The sequence below is a fragment of the Pseudoalteromonas sp. 2CM28B genome (assembly GCF_023161935.1).
In genome coordinates this window covers 51476-69767 of record NZ_JALNTH010000004.1, presented here as the reverse complement: position 1 = coordinate 69767, position 18292 = coordinate 51476, and the positions used below count along the sequence as shown (strand labels likewise).

The following is an 18292-nucleotide window of genomic DNA, read 5'->3' as shown; positions in this document are numbered from 1 at the left end:
TATGAGTGACATTTTAAAATCAGTTCATAGAACGGCTAAAGGCCTTAAAAAATCTGGTGTAATTGATAAAACTACAATGCGTAAATTCGACGCACTATGTTTAACCAGTGTTCATGAATTCACACCAGCCCAAGTTCGAAACTTAAGGTTGAAAAATAACCTTTCTCAGCCTGTATTTGCGCAGTACTTTAATGTTAGCGATAAACTAGTGAAAAAGTGGGAACAAGGCGATAGCTCTCCAAGGGGGGCTGCATTAAAAATGTTATCATTAGCTGAAAAAAAAGGTCTTGAAGTTATAGCGTAATCAAAAGCTAAAAAGATAATTTAAAGCGGACGCGGAACAGTTGACCATCGCTTTGCGAGTATAGCCAACGTTACTTAGCCGTTAAATATAGGCGCTAAGGCTTTAGAATCACTCCTTTTAAGAAAAATAGCCTATTTTATGGATTCCAAATAATGCATTACCTAATGCTTTGAAAACGTTTAGAGTTAATTACAGGAACTTATTGTTAAATTGAATTTAGCTGTTGGAGTTATTCTACAGTCTCGTTATATTTCAAGGAGTGAACGTGGTTGAATTTGTTAAGTCTGCATTACCTTTTCTGTCGCTTGTAATTGCGATGCTAGCTGTTGTAGTTGGCCCTATAGTTTCAATGCGGATATCTAAAAACCAAAATGCCAATAATTTACGTATTGCAAATAAGCAAATTATTGCACCTATTAGGCAGTCATGGGTTAATGAATTAAGGGTTTTACTAGCTGAAATAACTGGTAAATGCTCTCATTATTGGGCATCTGGTTACGAAAACCGTACAGACGCAGAATATCAATATATTACTGAATCCATTAATAAACTTAATTTATATATAAATTCTAAAGAAGAGAGTCATCTTAAATTGCTTGTCCATGTAACTGAGATGCATAATGCTTTACTTTCAGGCGGTTCTATTGAGAGTGATGCAGAGTTTTGGAATTCGCACAAATTAACCATAGAGCAGTCGCAATTTGTTTTAAAGAAAGAGTGGGAGCGAGTTAAAAATGAAATATAACCAGTGGTATGGTATATCATCGCTAACTCATTACTAGCATAAAAATATTTTTAGCACTATTCATAGTGCTAAATCTCCCCCAGTTTCTCCCTCACACCTCAACGTTATTAAAGTATTCTTTTTGTAGTTCTATAGTCAGTGCTTTAGGGCGAATGCCTTGTACTAGGCTGTATACCTCATCTTTTGTGTAACCTGCCGAATTTAAAATAAGCGCAGCAACCAACCCTGTGCGGCCAGTGCCGCCTTTGCAATGAATGGCAATGGTTTGTTTTTGCTGTATAGCTTGTAGTATGTCTGCTTTGTGGGTGTTCCAGCTTGATATAAAAGGCTGTTTGGGTGCTTCGTCGTCATTTATAGGTAAATGAAACCAGGTTATATCGTGCTTTTTGCACTCACTATTAATTGTTTCTACGTTGTTTTTTTCAAGCTCCTTTTGCGGCATAAGCGATAGCAGCATGTGAGTGCCAGCGGCTTTTAATGTAGCGATTGAATCCGCTAGGTTTTGCGTTTTTGTACCAGGGCAAGGCGTAAAAATAATATTTGCGCCGTTATTGAGTGATAAAACATCGTATGGGTGCGCGCTCATGGTAAGTCCTTTATTTTTCATAAATTTACTTTTATACGCTCACTATAGCGTGTTTTAGTTACAAGTTTAAGATTGAATAATAAGCACAAATGCTAGATACTGTTTTTATATACAGTTATGGCGATGTTATGAAAAAAGAATTACCAGCAAAATACTATTTAGCGCATTTTAGAGAGCTTATTGAGTTTGTAACAAGTAAATGTATGCATTTACTTGAGCCCAAACACAGCCAATTTATTAGTAAAATTAACCAGCTAGATGAGCAAAGCCAGTGCATGTTGGCGCGTGTGTATTCGCGTAAGCCTTATTTAGTGCAGGCGCAATCGCTCAATTATGAAGAAATAACTTCGCCGCATCAGGCTATTTATACGCTAAAAACAGCGGGTATTTTATATGAGCCAAACGCACAGCATTACAAGCAGCTTATTGCGCATTTAACCAAGCCCATGTTGGTGGAGTTACTCAGTAATTACAGTGAGCAAGTAAGCTTTAAAAAAAGCGCAGCTAAAGGGGAGTTGGTCACTATTGCGTGCCAATTTTTTAGTGAGCGCGCAGATGATTTAGCCCCTTTATATAGCCAATATGTGATAAATAACCGTGAAGATTATTACGAGTATTTTGAGTTTTTATTTGCAGGGCGCTTAAGTAGTGGCGATGTAAACCATCAAAACCGCTTTGTTATGCGCGATTTAGGGTTAACCGCTACCCGCGAAGGGCACAGCGAGAGCTTATCGCGCTTTAATACACTAGCTGAGGCGCAATCTAATTACGTTTTAAATCGTTACCGTTTAGCGTTTAAAAACATCGGCAAAACGGCCGGTAATACAAAAGATGAAACCTTGGATGACAAAACCCCTTACACCGAGCTTGCGCATTTAGTATTGGCGCAACCGGCGCATGGCACACAAGCGCACGACATTAAAAACAAACTGCTGGTTAGGCTGTATAAACAACTTAAAAATACCGATAGCGAACTTGCCTTTAGCCTACTTGAAGGCTGCACCGATTACGCCGAAGCACAAGAAATTCAAATAAGAGAGCAATACCGCCTAGGTAATAAAGCGTGGGTTAAAGCGCAGCTAGAGCAAATTATAGAAAACCCGCTCACCGACGATTTACTGTACTTTGCTGATGACTTTTTAATGCGTAAGTTTAATAAACAAACGCGTTCGCGCTTAAGTACTATGCTGGCCGACACCCAGTGTGTGCTTGAAATTGACGAAATTTACCGAGGCGATGTAGAGCAAGGCGTAAATGAGCATTACAGTGCAAAAGGGTTAACGGTTTTTAACACCGAAAACACCTTATGGCAAAGCTTGTTTGGCTTAGTATTTTGGCACGAGTTATTTATTGAATCGCCATACCCGCCGTGTAATGAATTTGATATTTACCCGCAAGTTTTGCAGCTTGGTAATTTTTATGAAGCACAAAGCACGCAAATTGACGCACGTTTAAAAAGCTGTAGCACTAATCAGGCGCTGCTTAATTTGGTATGTAAGCATGCCGCGCAGTATTTTGAGCAGCCCAATGGTTTATTTAGATGGCGCAGCAATTTATTAGAGCCACTAGAGGCACTTATTTTAAACAGCCCGCTTGAAGCGTTAATTGCGCACTTAACGGCTATGAGCAAACACTATTTACAGCTAAAAGACGGCTACCCCGACTTAATGGTTATTAATAATGGCCAAGTACATTTTGAAGAGGTAAAAGCCCCAGGCGATAAACTTAGGCGCAACCAACTTACCACTATTGATAATTTAAAAAATGTAGGCTTTACAGTACATATTGCTGCAGTTAGGTGGTTTGTAGACCCTAACCGTATTTACAGCGTGGTTGATATAGAAACCACGGGTGGCTTAAAAGGCGGTAACCGCATTACCGAAATTGGCATTGTTAAAGTGCAGCACGGTAAAGTAATTGATACCTGGACGACACTTATTAATCCGCAGCGCCATATCCCAAGCTTTATTACTAAATTGACCGGCATAAGCGATGGCATGGTTTACAACGCGCCTGTATTTGCCGATATAGCACAGCCACTACTAGATAAACTTGCAGGCAGTATTTTTGTAGCCCATAACGTAAACTTTGATTACGGTTTTATTAAAAAAGAATGCGAGGTTGCAGGGCACTTTTTTAAAATGCCAAAAATGTGCACCGTGGTTGAATCGCGCAGAGCGTTTAAAGGCTTAAAGTCGTATTCGCTTGGTAACCTCAGCGCGCATTTTAATTTAAACTTAACCAGCCATCACCGCGCATTGGCCGATGCTACCGCCACTGCCGAGCTGTTATTGCTGATCCAAAACAGTGAAACGCTAACACAATAAACGAGTAATTTATATTTAAGAGTATGAAACTTAAATAATTAAGTAACGTTATTATAATTTTTAATTATTTTTGGAATAAAGTGTTTTTGTAAATCGTCTTCTTTATGTCAATCCGACAAACTAGAGGACAAAACAATGACTAAATTAAATAAAATTGTAAGCGTAATGATGTTAAGCGGTGTGTGTACTTTTACAGGTGCAGTGCATGCCGCTGATATTGAACTATCTCAGTCAACGTCGGCGCAGCAACAAACATCTACATCTATTGCGCTTTCACAAAATGGTTTAACAGCCAGTGGTAGCAACGAGTCAAACGTATCTAACGATACACAAGTAACGGCTGATGACTCGCAAAACACAGATTCAACGGCGAATAATACGCAAACTCCAGCGCAAGAAAGCAGTGAGGCCGCAGAGCCTGCAAATTCATTAGTTGCATCTGCCGGCTCATCTTTAAATAATGCATTAAATGCATCGGCCTCGTCTTTAAATACCACAGCTAATTCCACAAACAATACCACAGCCAATACAGCGCTTGATGCAACAGCGCAGCTAACCTCATCGGCGGGTAATTTAACGACTGCAGTGAACCAGTCGTCATTACTTTCTGTTACCTCTGAGCAAGGCACTCAGCCAGATACTACCGATACATCAGCCGATACCTCTTTACTTTCAACTGTAAGTAGCACTACCGATTCAGTAACGCAAGCTGATGCAATAAATGCGCTTAATGCGGGTGAGCTTACAAACCAATTAGCAATGACTAATACGGCTGCAAACTCAGTGAGTTCTGCACTGCAAATGGGTGATGCAATTAATACCAGTAATGAAGTAGTAAGCAGTGTTCAGCAATCTTTAATTGCCAGTGTGCAAGACAGTACGGTTAGTAGTTTACAAAGCACGGTACAGCAAAGTGTTAGCGGGCAGGTGAGTGCAGCGGTTACTGATCAAATTAGTAACGATGTAGCACTTAGCACCGCAAGTGAAGTAGTAACCAACATTACTAACGATTTAGACCTAGGCCTTTAATACGCCAAGTGCTTGCACAAATGCCGAATGGGGAAACCTATTCGGCCTGTTGGAGAATAAATATGAAAGCAGTTATAACCGCCACATTGTGTGTTTTTAGTGCTCAAGCGGTGCTTGCACAAACTAACCACATTAAAACAGCTGAGCAAAATAAGCCCTTTAAAAGTAGCTTTGAAGTAAATGCAGATGCAGAAGTTGGGGTATTAAGTAACTCGGCGCTCTCTGTTCAAGAGCTCGACGATATTTCGTCGCAAAGCGACAGCGGCATAAAAACCGCAGCCGGTGTTAATGCAAAATGGCAAGTAACCAAAAGCACTAAATTAACCTCAAGCTATAAGTTTGAACAACAAGACTACGATGAGTTTGATCAATACGATTTAGACCTGCATCAATATGGTTTAGATGGCAGTTATAGCTTTAATAGCCATGAGTTAGGGGTTCGTTACGATGGCGCAAAAGCAAATGTAGATGGCGATACATTTTTACATTTTAATCAAGCCAGCGCCTACTATGGCCATTTTTTAAACCCGCATACGTATTTGCGTATGAGTGTAAAAACCAAAGCTAAACGTTTTGCTACTGCAAAAGCACGTAATGCCGACGGCGTAGGTGGCGATGTAGCGCTTTATCATTTTATAAATAACGGCCAAACCATGCTAATGTCAGCGCTAAGTGCCGATAAAGAAAACGCCGACGACAACCAATACGACTTTAACGGCTACGGTTTTACTACTAAAATTACGCACAAATTTACGGCCTTTAATGTGGCTAACAAAGTGGGAGCTGGCTGGCGATATCAAAATAAAGATTACGATGAGCAAACAACGGATGATTTTTTTGAGCAAATACCGTCGCGAGATGAGCACAGAAATGTCGTTAATGCGCTTTATAATCTAGCTGTGTTTGAGCACGTAACATTAATAGCCGAGGCTGAATATGGCGATTATAAATCAAAGCTTAGTAGCAATACCTATACGCAATCGGTTTTATCGGCGTCAGTTAAAGTGCATTTTTAGGTGGGTAAATGGCACCATAACCAAAGGTGGTGTCTTTGCCATGCTCGCCTAAGTCGATGGCAAGCGATGTAAGCTCGTTAAGTGCTTTGGTTTTATTATTACCATGCTTTAACAATAAACAACTTAATGCCGCGCTTACATGCGGCGCCGCCATTGACGTACCCGACTCCCTTCCAAATTTTCCATTGCCTTGGCTTGTAACAACATTTACACCAAGGGCTGCAAAGTCTATGTAATCGCCTTTATTTGACCATCTATAAATTTGGTTTTGTGAATCAATAGCACTTACCGCTATCACGCTTTTATACGCACCTGGGTATAACGGCTGCGACGCCGGCCCTTGGTTACCTGCAGCGGCTACAACTAACACGTTTTGTTTTATTGCAGCAGTAATACTTGCTTCTAAAACTGCGTTATTTGGCCCTGTTAGGCTCATATTAATTACGGGTATTTTATTACTGACTAGCCAGTTAAGTGCTTCTACTATGGCAAATAATGTAGCCCCTTGTGCATATTCAGATTGCCTATAAAACACCTCGGCACTGTAGAGCTTGGCATTGCCTAAAAGCGGGCTAAGTTTTGCGCCTTTACCTGTAATTAGCCCTGCAATGGCGGTGCCGTGTAAATTTGGAGAGCTTAACCCTTGTGGTAAAAAGCTTTGCGTAGTGATATTTGCGCCTTCAAAAGCACTGTGTTTGGTATTAATGGCGCTGTCGATCATGCCAATTTTTACGCTTTGTGTGCAGTAGGGGGCAATAGAGTTATTTGGTGTTACTTTTGCGGTAGGCTCGCCAGTTTGCGCTTGGTATATGTGGTTTCGGTCAAGTATTGCAGACTCATCTATGTTAAGCGCTTTTAATAACTCACTTTTAGAATTAACACCTTGGGGGGCGTTAAAGCGTACTAAGCTCATGTTAAGTGCGTTGTAATTTTTTACCGATACAATGGTTACATTTTGCTGTTTTAGGGTATTAAGTTGTTGGCTATTTGCCATTAATAACCATTGGCGCTCTATTGCTCTAAAGCCGTTTTCTAGCTCTACTTCAACAAATGCGGTGTTTTGGCTATTTATATTAATGTTAAGTACATTGGGTAAGCTGCTAATTGGCTCACTAATTTGCGCTTTTAGTTCATCAATCGAAACTTGTGGTACAGGCACTGGAAGCGGCAGACGCTGTGCTCGTTCTATTGTTTGCTCAATACGCTGCTCTATTGGGTTTAACTGCCCAAGCACTTGATCGACACTCACTATATTGGCAGAGCTCGTTGCGCTAAATATGCAAAGCGAAGCGGCTATTATGTGTTTAACGCGTGTGTTTTTAATATTCATAGTGGGTTACTTCTATTAAATTTATCATGCTTGTAGTTAACGTTTAACACATAGAAATATTTCATTATTCAAATTATTTTGATTATTTGGGAATAAATGTTTTTTTGAATCGTCTTCTTTATAAAAGGGGTAAAAATCAATGAACGAAACTCTAAAAACCTTATTGCCCATGCTTAGGCGTTTTGCCTATTCGCTAACGGGTAGTAAAGCAGATGCAGACGATGTAGTGCAAATAACAATTGAAAAACTATTAGTAAAAGGCATTCCAGATGACGTTGAGCCTGCTAAATGGGCGTTTAAAATTTGCCGCAATGTGTGGATAGACGAATACCGCTCACGCAAGGTAAGGCAAAATACGGCCCAGGCCGATGTTTTACCAGAGCCAATTACAAGTAATGAGCACCAAACACTCGAAAACAAACAAATGCTTAAAAATGTAAATACAGCACTTGGGCAATTACCCGAAGAGCAACGCGCCATTGTATCGCTGGTGGCAGTGCAGGGCATGGCCTATAAAGAAGTAGCACATACACTCGATATACCTATAGGCAGTGTAATGAGTAAATTATCGCGAGCACGCAGTACACTTTATAATTTAATAAAACCCGACTTTAAAAAGGAGCAAGTATGAACATTAACGACGAAACACTTAGCGCCTTTTTAGACTCAGAGCTAAGCGAGCACGAAATGGAGCAAGTGCGCAAAGCCCTTGAAACCGATGATGAACTAGTAATGCGACTTGCAGAGCTAAGCGAAGTAGACATGCGAGTAAAAGAGCACGCAACAAGTATTGATGACGCACCCCTTAGTGACTCATTAGCTAAAACGGTTGCAAAGCTCGATACAGCAACGACAAAAAACACGTTAAATAGCAATGTAGTAATGTTAACGCCTTGGCAAAGGGTTAAGCAGTCGGCTAATAAAAGCTTAGCAATAGCTGCAAGCGTTGCCGTGGTATTTGGTATTGCAATGACTAGTTATTTACAACCCAATGAGTCGCAAAATTTAGTAGCCAGTAACATAGCATCAGCACTTAATACACAGCTAAGTAGTGGTGAGTATAAGCAAAGTGATGGCTCAGTATTTAGCGCGCAGCTTAGCTTTAAAAATCAGCAAGGTGAGCTTTGTAGGCAGTATGCGCTAAGCTCAAACAATACCATGCAAACAAGCATTGCTTGTAAAACGCAAAGCGGCTGGCAAATAAAAGCGCAAACAGCCGCGCAGCAAAGTGATAGTGGCGCGCAATATCAAACGGCCTCTAATAACAGTGAGTTAGATGCTGTTATAGATAGCATGATCAGCGGCGCACCACTAGATAGAGCGCAAGAGCAGCAAGCAATTAGTGCAAAGTGGCAGTTAAACCAATAATAGTTTTTATAAAACGAGGTGAATAATGAAAACATCTATTTTAATTATCAGTATTTTACTTATGGCGGGTTGCGCATCTAAACCAGACTACCGCCCAGCTAATAATGGCTCACAAGGTTATAGCGAGCAAAAAATTAGTGACGATCAATACCGCGTCGAGTTTAAAAGTGTGTCAAACAATGTAGCCGATGCCGGCGACTATGCATTATTACGCGCAGCTGAGCTTACCCAAGCGCAAGGCTACGACTGGTTTGTTGTAACAAATAAAGAAACCTTTGTTGAGTCTAAATCGCAAGCGCCCGCATCATCTATTAGTGCATCACACAGCCAGCAATATGAGCGAAACTGTGGTTTATTAACCTGCGAAACACGTGTACGCCCGAGCAATAGCGTAGGCGTACAAGTGAGCAACAATGATAAACGCAAAGAAGTACACACCCTGATTGACATTAAAATGGGCAAAGGGATAAAACCAAGCGACAACAGTTTTAGCGCACAAGACTTAATTGAAAACTTAAGCAAAAAAACACAAAACTAATTATGAGAATAGTTATTAGCTGTTGCTATTTTACATGTAATTATATTTCAGCCATACGCTTTAACTTTTAGTGACAGTGGGCACTTAATTATTAGTCGGTTAGGTGCCTACTTTAAATGTGATTACCCCTCCTTGGACTTCGAAGTCCTTTAATCTGTATTTTCTCTACCATACTTCTTTCTTTGGTTGTTATTGTTAAATTAAACAGATCAAACCAGTGCTTTAAAGAATAAACTTGTAAAATAACTTTATAATTTTAAAGGGTTTATTTTTGTTTAAATACGCTGCTTCGTTTTTAGTGTTATGAACATGTAAAACTTTTACATAATCTTTATTGCATTCGAATGCAAAAAGCGATAGTTTTTATAAGTCGAAAAAATAGGCATTTAAATCGCGCTTTTAATCATTATAAATACTTAAAATTCGGTTGCGGGTTATTTAGCCCTTAAATGCTTAATAAAATAACTTATATCAACAGGTGGAGAATTAATCTCATGGCCGCACATATTTTACGTAAAACACTTATTTTTGCTGCAGTAAACACGGCGATATTGGGCTCAGCCTCGGTATGCTCGCAAGAGGCAAAGTTAAACCCTAACAAAGAGTTGGAGGTTATTTCGGTTACCTCTACTAAGCGTGTTAAAAGTATTCAATCAGTGCCGTTGGCTGTGACCGCTGTATCTGCTAAAGATTTACTAGAAAATGGCGTTACTGATATCTTAAACCTTGATAGCTTAGCGCCAGGGTTAAAGTCGGGTGTGTCGGGCAGTGATGCTCGCCCTGCTATGCGCGGTGCTAGAACAGAGCAAGTAGAGGCTAACGATGTTGCCATCGCGTTTTATTCTAACGGTGTTTATCGTCCTCGTCACGGGCAGGCGCTTGCTGGGTTTGTTGATTTAGAGCGTGTTGAAGTATTACGCGGGCCACAAGGTACATTGTTTGGTCGTAACTCATTTGGTGGTGCGATTGATGTTATAGCTAAAAAACCAGAGCTAGATATTACCGAAGGCGGTATGGCCGTTACATTCGGTAATTATGGTCATTTACGTGGTGAGGGCTTTTTTAATGCAGCGCTTACTGATGATACCGCGGTGCGATTTACTGGCGTTCGAGAAATAAGAGATCCCTACGTTGAAAATACATTTAATGAAGATGCAGGCTTAAAAGATGCTGATATGTATTTTTTACGTGGCCAAGTTTTTACTGAAATTAACGACGATATAAATTTAAATGTAAAAGTAGAAACGTGGCAGGATGAATCAAATGGCGGCGGTGCTTTTGGCTACCATATTTTAGGCGTTCCTATAAACCCTGCAACGGGTAAAACAAGTTTGTCGGCACCATTAACTGAGCGAATCGGCCGTGACGATGTGTGTGGCAGTAATTGTGGCCGCTTTGGTGCAGGTTTAGATAACGCTGCAACACCAGGGCTTGATACAGCACAGGCGGTTTCGTCAGACCCATTTTCTCAGCAGTTTGACTATAAACCATCGCGTGATGTAAGTGATGTAAGCATTAGTGCAGAGCTTAACTGGTCATTAGAGTCGGTAGATTTGAAAGTGATTGCAGCCTCAATGGATTACGAAGAAACGCGCCTTACTGATGGTGATTTTTCGACTTATGCAACCACGGTTGATGGCAATGCGATTGAATCAAAAACAAACTCGTTAGAAGTGCAGGTTAGCTCAACGTATGAAAGCGACTTTGAATGGGTAGCGGGTATTTATTTGCTTTCAGAAGATTTAGACAACGCATTTTTAAATGGCAGCTATGGCGCTGTGGTTGATAATGTGCCAGATACAACGCAACCCCAAGAATTTCAGTACGCGTCGTGGTTAAATCAAATTCAGTTAGAAACAAGATCAGCTGCTGCCTACTTTCAAGGTAATTACACATTTAATGATGATACACGCGGTATAGCCGGCATTAGGTATACAAATGACAGCCGTGAGTGGGATATTTACGGCCAAAACCCAGATAACTTAAGCACGCTTGATTTTTCTGTACTTGAGGTTGATAACGCAGACGATGATTGGAGTAAAGTAACGTGGAAGCTAGGTCTTGAACACGATTTGGCAAGTTCTCAACTGCTTTATGCTACCGTTTCTACAGGCTTTTTAGCGGGTAACGCACAGGGCGCTTTTAATGGCGAAGATAGCTACGATGAGCAAACAGTAACGGCTTACGAGCTTGGCTTTAAAAGCATGCTGCTTGATAATTCATTAAGATTTAACGCTTCTTTATATTACAACCAGTACGAGGACCTGCTTTCTACTCGTTTTCAAAACGTGGGTGGTACGGCGGTGTCGTTTTTTGGTAATGCCGGCGAAATTGATGCTGCAGGTCTTGAGTTAGAAATTGATTGGCAGGCAAGTGATGCATTGCGCCTAGGGGCACGCGCCGCGTTTACAGACTCAACGTATGGCGATTTTGTTACGCCAAATGTCTTTGAAGAAGGTGGAGAGACCATTAATGGCGTAGATAACTTACTGCAACTAGATGGTAATGACGTGCAGCTAAGCCCTAAATACAATATTACACTATTGGCCAGTTATGAGTTTGATTTAGGTGATAAAGGCCGCGTTGTGCCTGCTACCAGTATTCAATTATCGGATTCGTATACAACCAACGATTTGCCTTTTTCATTTGGTACTCAAGAAAGTTACCAAAAGTACGATGCTAGCCTTGCATGGTATTCGGCAGATAATGAGTGGTCTGTACGTGCGTATGTTCAAAACGCAGGAGATGAGCTTATACTACTTAGGACAGTCCGCTTTGGTGGTAATGTGGCTGCGGCCGATTATGCTAATCCTCGCACTTATGGTGTAAGGGTAGGCTATAACTTTTAGGCATTTTTCAATAATGTATTTTAAGGTTTGAGTAAAAGTGTAAGTTTGTGCATTTTGCTAAAATATAGCATTGAAATTTTAAATTGAACAATCGCTTACATAGAGCCAGTAATAAATTATTACTGGCTTTTTTGTGTTTCGAAATCACTTTATTTTCATTTTAATATATTGTTTTATTTAGGTTAATTTCGACAAGGTTATTATTCGAGCAAAAAGTTGTTGATCTTTTTGACTTCGAAGTCTATTTTAGATCCATGCATTTTCAATTGATACAACTTGTTTACTGTAATAATTGAAAATGTAGGTTTGGGGAGAACTAAATACGTTTTATACTGGGGAGAATAACTATAATGAAAGCTAAATTTACACGGACTCTCGTTCACTTTGCTGTAACCACCGCTATTGCAGCAACCACAATGAACGCACACGCTGCGCAAGAGCCAGAACAAGCACAAGCGCAAGAACAAACCGCAGAGCCCGCGATAGAGCGTATAGCGGTAACGGCAAACCGTCGCTCACAAGACCTACAGGAAGTATCATCATCAATAACAGCATTAGGGGAAGGGGACATTGCCCGCGCTGGTATTATTGATGTTACGGGTCTTGAACAAGTGGTACCAGGCTTACGTATGGGCTCTTCGGGTGGTGAAGTTAGACCCGCTATGCGTGGCGCTCGCACCAACGAAGTAGGTGTAGCAGGCACCGGTATTGCTGAGCAAATTGTAGGTATATTTCAAGATGGTATTTATGTGCCGACTACCTCATCGGGCTTAGGCGCGCTGGTGGATGTTCAACGCATTGAGGTATTACGCGGGCCGCAAGGTACGTTATATGGCCGAAACACGTTTGCGGGCAGTATTAATATTATTACTAATCAACCTGTTTTTGACGATTTACTGGGGAGTATAAAAGTTGAAACAGGCAGTTATAACCGCAGCGCTTACGAAGGAATTATAAATATTCCAGTAAGCGACACCGTGGCAACCCGTTTTGTAGTGGCCTCTGATCGTCACGATGGTTATATCAATAATTTAGTTGTTCCAGGCCCTTCAGATGACTTGCGCGAGAAAAACCAGTTTTATATGCGTAACGTTACTAAGTGGGAGCCAAACGAAAAGTTTAATGCCACAGTACGCTTTGATTACTCGCGTAAAGACTCTAACTCAGAAGCTATTTGGGGTTACCAACAAATAGCGGGCTACCAAATTGAAGAAACCTCGCCGGGGTCGGGTGTATTTAACACTACGCCTACAATAACCGAGGGGCATATTTATCAGCCAAGTGATGCACAGCACGAAGACCTTGGCCCGTATGATGTTTACCGCAATGGTTTTTCACTTGATAAGCAAGAAAGCTTTTCGACCACATTAGCACTTGAATGGTATACCGACTTTGCTGATATTAAATGGACCACCAACTACTCAACGCTTAGTGGTAAGCAATATTACGATAACGACTACAGCGACGGTGGCATTGATTTTGTAGGTGGTTTTGGCCGTGAGGATGACCAAAAAACACTCTCATCTGAGCTGCAATTTTCATCTAACGATGAGGGTGATTTTTCGTGGATTGGTGGCCTTTATTACTTTGACCAAGAAGCAGATTGGAGCTGGTTATCGCATGCAGATACCACAGGCGATGGTGTATCAGACTCTGTTGTAGTGCCTTCGTGGGGGAACCCAGATTACGACCCGCATACGGCTAAATCAATTGCGGCGTATGGGCAATTACGCTACCAAGTAACAGAAGATTTGCGCGTGGTAGGTGGCTTGCGTGTAAACCAAGACGACAAAACATTTACCGGCGATACAATTCCTGATTGGGATGACTCAGCACTGCTTTATAAAGCGGCTGCCGAGTACGACATTAATAACGATATTATGGTGTATGCAAGTGTAGCGACAGGCTACAGAACCGGTGGCGCAAACGATTCGCGCGTTGTAGCTCGCGGTGCTGACCCACTTTACGATAACGAAGATGTTATCTCTTACGAAATGGGTATGAAAAGCTATTTGCTTGATGGCGCAATGCGTTTAAATCTTTCGGTATTTATGAACGAATACGAAGATGTAAAAGCACAGTTATTTGCAACCTCATGTAACGATACAACCACTGGCGATACTGTTTTAGAGTGTGTTGCCGCAGGTACTGCTACCACCTTTGAATACTACGAAAACGGCGGTGATGTAGAAACTGTGGGCCTAGAAGCCGATATTCAATGGGTGCCAATTGATAACCTAACACTAACCGGTACTTTATCTCTGCTTGATAGCGAATTTGCTGATGGCTATGCAGTAGGTAATGAGCAGCTTCGCCCATTATTAGCATTAGGTAACTTAGAAGGCCGCCAAGATATAAACGACAGCTCTAGTCAGTTTAGTTTTGAAGGCTGGAGCCCAGCTATGGCGCCTGAGTACAGTGTTGGTTTTTCAGCTCGTTATGAGTTTAGCTTAGGGGGGGATTCGTACTTAGTACCGTACATTCAACTAAATTACTTAGACGATTACTACGCGTTTGATACGAACATCCCAGAGGTGCAAGTAGATGCGCACTTAATGGCTGATGCACGTTTAACTTGGTATATTAACGACAGTGTGCAAGTAGAAGCGTACGTTAAAAACATTGGTGATAAAGCGATTTTAACTCGTGGTGTAGTGCACTCACAAATTGTTGATGGCTTACCTGCAAACTCAGTACAAGCTAACTGGAACAATCCGCGTACGTGGGGCGCAAGCTTAAAATATCAGTTTTAAAATTTCCTAAAATGGCCGCTACGGTCATTACTTTCAGCCAGCTATTTATTAGCTGGCTTTTTTTATTTTGAGCTTGTTAATTAGCTCAAGTTAGCTCCCATTTAACCTTACTATTGTATTTAACCCACCTTTACAGGTATTTATTAAGTGCGCTTTTATTGGCTTTAGATTGTAAGCTTAACCCCTCTAACCAGCCCTTCATTTAAGTTTGCTAAATGCATACGTGTATTTAAGCCATAAGTGCGTAACTTACAAAGTGGGGTGCTTGGCTTTTGGTTGCATACTCGGGCTTTAGTAAGGCGAGGCTGATATTTTATTTATTGCCTTTAACTATTTTAAAGCGTTATTTTTTAAATAAGTAATACCCACTCGCTTAATTAAGTGAGCTATTTTGAGTTATAAAAGCGAGTCATTAACAAGGTAAAAATTGATTAAGTATGATTACAGGTTGCTACAAAGGCCATCTATAAAAAAAGCGCTCAGTGAGCGCTTGAAGGGAAGTGGAAAAGGTGACCTTATAATGCAAACTGCTGGTTAAGTGCCAGCGTGTCGAATTGCATTACTTCGTGGGTTATTTGATTATCGCTGATGCTAATAACACTAATTATTTGCTGACGTACACGTACGTTTTTAGCATTAAAGCTGCCATCGAGAGTCCAGCATAGGGTGGCTTGGTTTTGCGTACTGTCATACTCAACGGTTTCTAGTTGAGCATAGCGTCTGCTTAGCGATTGCGTAAAATCTAAGTGGCAATCAAGCAGCGCGCTAATAGGTTGTGGCTGTGTGTTACCTGCAAATACAGCCGTAGCGCTTGGAGTATAAAGGGTTTCAAAATGAGCCAAGTTATTAGTTTGCCAAATTTGCCACCAGTTATCTAAAGTACGAGCAGTGTGAGAGGGCAGCTCGCAAATAGCGCTGGGGGTTGCATGAAAAGTAGTAGGGTGCAGCTGGTTATCTAAATCGCTAACAATAATCGGGTCACTTTTTGGTAGTTTAGGAATAACCGAGCTGTTATTTACCGTTGTATTTAAATACTCGTTATTCGCTAACGACAACGTATCAACCACACATTTTACTGACTTAATAAAAGTCCCGTTGTGTTTTATTATAAACGTTAAACGCACTGGATTTTTAAGCTTTTTAGGCTGTAAAACCAGCTGTAGGGTTTCACGTTCTGCGCCTACACTATGAGTGTGCGATACACACTCAGACACACCATATTGAGCTAAAAAGCTAAGCCACAAAGGCTGCGCCTGCAAAGCACCCATGGCGGTAAAGTGGTGCTGCTGCCAACGGCTACTGCGAAGCAACTTGCTGCTTAGACCTTCAATGTCGGCTTTAGTGTATAAATCGATAATAGCGTTGATCATGCATTTTCCTCCCACTGTGATTTGTTGACTAATGCATGTGCTTTAAATAAGTTTGCATAAAGTGCTACTTCATCAAAAACGGTGATCTCTTCGATGATTTTTTTGTTTTTAATACGCAAATGCGATGCGCCTAAAATAAAGTAAGGCTGCTGTTTAAGCTCACTTAGCTCGCTATTTTGCGGATTAAAGTGGCCTGCTAGCGACCAACGTATCGCTACATCTGTCGTGGTTTCGTCAAATGGGGTAATAGCTATATGATCAATCGTTAATTTGGCGTCGGGGCAGGTTGCAAAAAATTGTATAAATACGCCATTAATTTGTGCAAGTCCGGTGGCCATTCTGCCGCTAGGCCATTGTTGTGTTGCCGTTAAACTGTAAAATTCGTGTACTTTAGCAAACTGTTTTTGATTAAATAGCGTGTCTAACCAAGTGTGGGCAAATGCCGCAAGCTCACCCTCTACAATGGGCGTACTTGCTACGCGGTGATCTATGGCAATTACACGGTTAAATTCATCGTTTAGCCACTGCGTGTGTTTTTCTTTACTCGGAATGTTTGCCATGTGTTTGGCTACATTAATAATGTTTAAGCCAAGCTGCTTAACTAAAAAGCCGTTGTCGCGCACTAGCCACTCTTTAACTATTTTGTTTTCAAAGCATACGCAGTCGGCAATGGTTGTAACACGGCCTGTTTTATGTGTTGCTGGGCCAAACTCAGAGTTACCAGTGTTGGTCATTACACTGCTAATTAAATGTGATGAGTAATAGTGCTCGTTGGCTTCTTCTGAAAACACCACGTTTTCGCCAATTAGGCTTCTGTCGGGGAAGGCGGCAATAGTTTTAAGGGTGCCTTGAATAACATCTTCTATGTTTTCGCCATAGGCGCCAAGGGTAAAAACAGGGCATACATCGGCGTAATAGCGATAGCATAAGCCAATGTTTTTTTGCTCCCAAATACGGTGCGTTATGCGCAAAATGTAATCAACGATATCAACAAATTCGTCATCAAAACCGATTAAAGGCTGCTGTTTGTTACCTTGCGGGTTTAACACGCTCGATAACGGTAGCCAGTAAGGTTGGGTCATATTATTGTGTTTGTTCATGCTCACCTCTTAATTAGCTGCGGCTATTTTGCGTTGCATTTGCTCAAAAATATCAATGCCCATTCCATCTAATAAATGAGGGATATCAATAGCGACCCAGTTTTCTTTCAATATGCCGTTTTCGCAGCGCCAAAAGTCCATTACACGCGGGAACAGCTTATTGCCAGAAGGCGGTAGACCTAACCAGTCTTCACCGGTATGGGTGCCATACATGTGAGGCCAGCCGCCGGTAGCAACAAAGTTATCGTGACTTACTAAACACAGTGTTTTATTAATACCGCGATCAGGAAAGCCTTTTAAAAACGGCCCTTGATGGTGCTCTCTAAAACCGCTAATTCCGCGGGTTGTACCAATGCCTGCTGGGCCATACCAAATAAAGTCTGGGTGCCAGTATTTTTCTAAATTAATGCTGTATAAGTCTTTACCGTCATAGCGGCCAAGCTCTGTGAGCATATCAACTACAAGTTGCTCGTTGGTTTTGCTAAGCGTTTCGTTTTTATCACCTGTTGGTACGCCATCAAGTGTGGTGGGGGGCATAACTAAACCTGGGTAACCTAAGCTTGGGCGTAATGGGTTTACGCCTACTTGGTTCATTACATCAATTAAATCTAAAAAAGTGTAAACACTAACCACTTTGTTGTTTTCTATTTGCGCCATTTCGCTGTAGCGAATAAACACACTTTTGCCACTGGCAGGAATACCCAATAAAGGCTGTGTAAATGTGCCGGTAAAATACCCTGTTGCACACACCCATTGCTCACCTTTGTAGTCGCCCTGGATAGAGATAAACGGTTTGCGCTCTATGTCAGGTAACGAATGTTTAAGTACGCCAAAGTAATCATTAATCACATTTTGCTTTGTGCTAATAGGCTCAAAAGGGTGGCTTACCTGCCATTGAACGGAGTCTGCAAGCAATGCTTGATTTGGCAATTCTGCAGCGCTGAAGTTTTCGAAAAGTTGTTCTAAAATATTCATTT

General features: G+C 41.2%; 15 protein-coding genes. 10 read left to right on the top strand and 5 right to left on the bottom strand.

Going from position 1 to position 18292, the window contains the following annotated elements; translation table 11 throughout:
• The first annotated feature begins 1 nt into the window (after position 1).
• Positions 2 to 304, top strand: a complete 303-nt coding sequence (locus MTN96_RS07050) for a DNA-binding transcriptional regulator (RefSeq protein ID WP_096739896.1) — start codon at positions 2 to 4, stop codon at positions 302 to 304.
• Between the two features lie 265 nt (positions 305 to 569).
• Positions 570 to 1049 (top strand): hypothetical protein, encoded by a 480-nt coding sequence (locus MTN96_RS07045; protein ID WP_096739895.1) that lies wholly within the window; start codon positions 570 to 572, stop codon positions 1047 to 1049.
• A gap of 91 nt (positions 1050 to 1140) precedes the next feature.
• On the opposite strand, the gene MTN96_RS07040 is transcribed toward MTN96_RS07045, so the two are convergent.
• Entirely contained in the window at positions 1141 to 1635 is a 495-nt protein-coding gene (locus tag MTN96_RS07040; RefSeq protein WP_096739894.1) for a dual specificity protein phosphatase family protein, read from the bottom strand.
• A gap of 89 nt (positions 1636 to 1724) precedes the next feature.
• Here MTN96_RS07040 and MTN96_RS07035 point away from each other — a divergent pair, with 89 nt between their 5' ends.
• From MTN96_RS07035 to MTN96_RS07025, 3 genes are all read left to right on the top strand, one after another.
• On the top strand, positions 1725 to 3962 hold the full coding sequence (locus MTN96_RS07035; RefSeq protein WP_096739893.1) for an exonuclease domain-containing protein: 2238 nt from the start codon (positions 1725 to 1727) through the stop codon (positions 3960 to 3962).
• A gap of 135 nt (positions 3963 to 4097) precedes the next feature.
• Complete coding sequence (locus tag MTN96_RS07030; protein ID WP_096739892.1) at positions 4098 to 4991, top strand: hypothetical protein; 894 nt, start codon at positions 4098 to 4100, stop codon at positions 4989 to 4991.
• A gap of 62 nt (positions 4992 to 5053) precedes the next feature.
• Positions 5054 to 6007, top strand: a complete 954-nt coding sequence (locus MTN96_RS07025; protein WP_248531088.1) for a hypothetical protein — start codon at positions 5054 to 5056, stop codon at positions 6005 to 6007.
• On the opposite strand, the gene MTN96_RS07020 is transcribed toward MTN96_RS07025, so the two are convergent.
• A complete protein-coding gene (locus MTN96_RS07020; protein WP_248531087.1) occupies positions 5991 to 7337 on the bottom strand; it encodes a S8 family serine peptidase in 1347 nt (448 codons plus the stop codon). The genes MTN96_RS07025 and MTN96_RS07020 overlap by 17 nt on opposite strands.
• 139 nt (positions 7338 to 7476) lie before the next feature.
• On the opposite strand from MTN96_RS07020, the gene MTN96_RS07015 reads away from it, so the two are divergent.
• From MTN96_RS07015 to MTN96_RS06995, 5 genes are all read left to right on the top strand, one after another.
• Positions 7477 to 7968: an RNA polymerase sigma factor gene (locus MTN96_RS07015; RefSeq protein ID WP_054982238.1), complete on the top strand. Its 492-nt coding sequence runs from the start codon at positions 7477 to 7479 to the stop codon at positions 7966 to 7968.
• The gene (locus MTN96_RS07010) at positions 7965 to 8705 is read left to right on the top strand and encodes an anti-sigma factor (protein WP_248531086.1); all 741 of its coding nucleotides are present in this window, start codon (positions 7965 to 7967) and stop codon (positions 8703 to 8705) included. Before MTN96_RS07015 ends, MTN96_RS07010 begins: the two co-directional genes overlap by 4 nt.
• A 25-nt stretch (positions 8706 to 8730) precedes the next feature.
• Positions 8731 to 9243, top strand: coding sequence for a hypothetical protein (locus MTN96_RS07005; RefSeq protein ID WP_096739887.1), 513 nt, complete (start codon positions 8731 to 8733; stop codon positions 9241 to 9243).
• A gap of 494 nt (positions 9244 to 9737) precedes the next feature.
• Positions 9738 to 12092 carry a TonB-dependent receptor gene (locus tag MTN96_RS07000; RefSeq protein WP_248531085.1) on the top strand — a complete coding sequence of 785 codons (2355 nt, stop codon included), beginning with the start codon at positions 9738 to 9740 and terminating at the stop codon, positions 12090 to 12092.
• A gap of 350 nt (positions 12093 to 12442) precedes the next feature.
• Entirely contained in the window at positions 12443 to 14845 is a 2403-nt protein-coding gene (locus tag MTN96_RS06995; protein ID WP_096041992.1) for a TonB-dependent receptor, read from the top strand.
• Positions 14846 to 15360: 515 nt separating this feature from the next.
• On the opposite strand, the gene MTN96_RS06990 is transcribed toward MTN96_RS06995, so the two are convergent.
• The 3 genes from MTN96_RS06990 to MTN96_RS06980 are packed head-to-tail and all read right to left on the bottom strand — an operon-like array spanning position 15361 to position 18290.
• Positions 15361 to 16215, bottom strand: coding sequence for a nuclear transport factor 2 family protein (locus MTN96_RS06990; protein WP_248531084.1), 855 nt, complete (start codon positions 16213 to 16215; stop codon positions 15361 to 15363).
• On the bottom strand, positions 16212 to 17315 hold the full coding sequence (locus MTN96_RS06985; RefSeq protein WP_064386752.1) for an ester cyclase: 1104 nt from the start codon (positions 17313 to 17315) through the stop codon (positions 16212 to 16214). Before MTN96_RS06985 ends, MTN96_RS06990 begins: the two co-directional genes overlap by 4 nt.
• 9 nt (positions 17316 to 17324) lie before the next feature.
• On the bottom strand, positions 17325 to 18290 hold the full coding sequence (locus MTN96_RS06980) for an ester cyclase (protein ID WP_248531083.1): 966 nt from the start codon (positions 18288 to 18290) through the stop codon (positions 17325 to 17327).
• Positions 18291 to 18292 lie beyond the last annotated feature (2 nt).

Bases quoted from the DNA above. Each gene is read 5' to 3' on its own strand.
- MTN96_RS07005 (WP_096739887.1), top strand. From the start codon at position 8,731: ATGAAAACATCTATTTTAATTATCAGTATTTTACTTATGGCGGGTTGC.
- MTN96_RS07025 (WP_248531088.1), top strand. From the start codon at position 5,054: ATGAAAGCAGTTATAACCGCCACATTGTGTGTTTTTAGTGCTCAAGCG.
- MTN96_RS06985 (WP_064386752.1), bottom strand. From the start codon at position 17,315: ATGAACAAACACAATAATATGACCCAACCTTACTGGCTACCGTTATCG.
- MTN96_RS07035 (WP_096739893.1), top strand. From the start codon at position 1,725: ATGCTAGATACTGTTTTTATATACAGTTATGGCGATGTTATGAAAAAA.
- MTN96_RS07040 (WP_096739894.1), bottom strand. From the start codon at position 1,635: ATGAGCGCGCACCCATACGATGTTTTATCACTCAATAACGGCGCAAAT.
- MTN96_RS07030 (WP_096739892.1), top strand. From the start codon at position 4,098: ATGACTAAATTAAATAAAATTGTAAGCGTAATGATGTTAAGCGGTGTG.
- MTN96_RS07015 (WP_054982238.1), top strand. From the start codon at position 7,477: ATGAACGAAACTCTAAAAACCTTATTGCCCATGCTTAGGCGTTTTGCC.
- MTN96_RS06990 (WP_248531084.1), bottom strand. From the start codon at position 16,215: ATGATCAACGCTATTATCGATTTATACACTAAAGCCGACATTGAAGGT.
- MTN96_RS07050 (WP_096739896.1), top strand. From the start codon at position 2: ATGAGTGACATTTTAAAATCAGTTCATAGAACGGCTAAAGGCCTTAAA.
- MTN96_RS07010 (WP_248531086.1), top strand. From the start codon at position 7,965: ATGAACATTAACGACGAAACACTTAGCGCCTTTTTAGACTCAGAGCTA.
- MTN96_RS07000 (WP_248531085.1), top strand. From the start codon at position 9,738: ATGGCCGCACATATTTTACGTAAAACACTTATTTTTGCTGCAGTAAAC.
- MTN96_RS06995 (WP_096041992.1), top strand. From the start codon at position 12,443: ATGAAAGCTAAATTTACACGGACTCTCGTTCACTTTGCTGTAACCACC.
- MTN96_RS06980 (WP_248531083.1), bottom strand. From the start codon at position 18,290: ATGAATATTTTAGAACAACTTTTCGAAAACTTCAGCGCTGCAGAATTG.
- MTN96_RS07020 (WP_248531087.1), bottom strand. From the start codon at position 7,337: ATGAATATTAAAAACACACGCGTTAAACACATAATAGCCGCTTCGCTT.